At 42.4% G+C, this 370-nt stretch carries 1 protein-coding gene; it reads left to right on the top strand.

Annotation, left to right across the window (positions count from 1 at the left end; genetic code table 11):
• The coding region (locus LRL21_RS45020) for a group II intron maturase-specific domain-containing protein (RefSeq protein ID WP_275901219.1) at window positions 1-324 on the top strand (324 nt) is incomplete at its 5' end.
• Between the last annotated feature and the right edge of the window lie 46 nt (window positions 325-370).

Genomic DNA, 370 nt, shown 5'->3' with positions numbered 1-370 from the left:
TTCTGGAGCGACTATCTAATACTGCCGGATGCTAAAGTGAAGAGGTACAAGGATAAAATCCGAAAGGTCACCCGCAGAAAACAAGGAAATAATCTTGAAGAGATGCTCAAGAAACTAAACGAAATTGAACGAGGATTTGGCAACTATTTCGGAGTAGGGAATGTAAAGAAAAAGTTTCAACGTGTGGACGAATGGACACGAATGAGGGTACGAGCCTTCATGTGCCAAAAGAAATCTACGGTTTCTAATTCGCTGATTCCCAACAAAGTATTGGAAGCAGCAGGAATGGTATTTCTAACAAGCTTACTCACCACACGTTCCTAATTCAGGAGTGAAATAGGCAGTCCGGTGACGGATGAAGAGAACTCAC

Source organism: Paenibacillus periandrae (genome assembly GCF_022458865.1).
GTDB classification, from domain to species: Bacteria; Bacillota; Bacilli; order Paenibacillales; family NBRC-103111; genus Paenibacillus_S; species Paenibacillus_S periandrae.
This window is presented reverse-complemented; position numbering and strand designations above follow the sequence as displayed.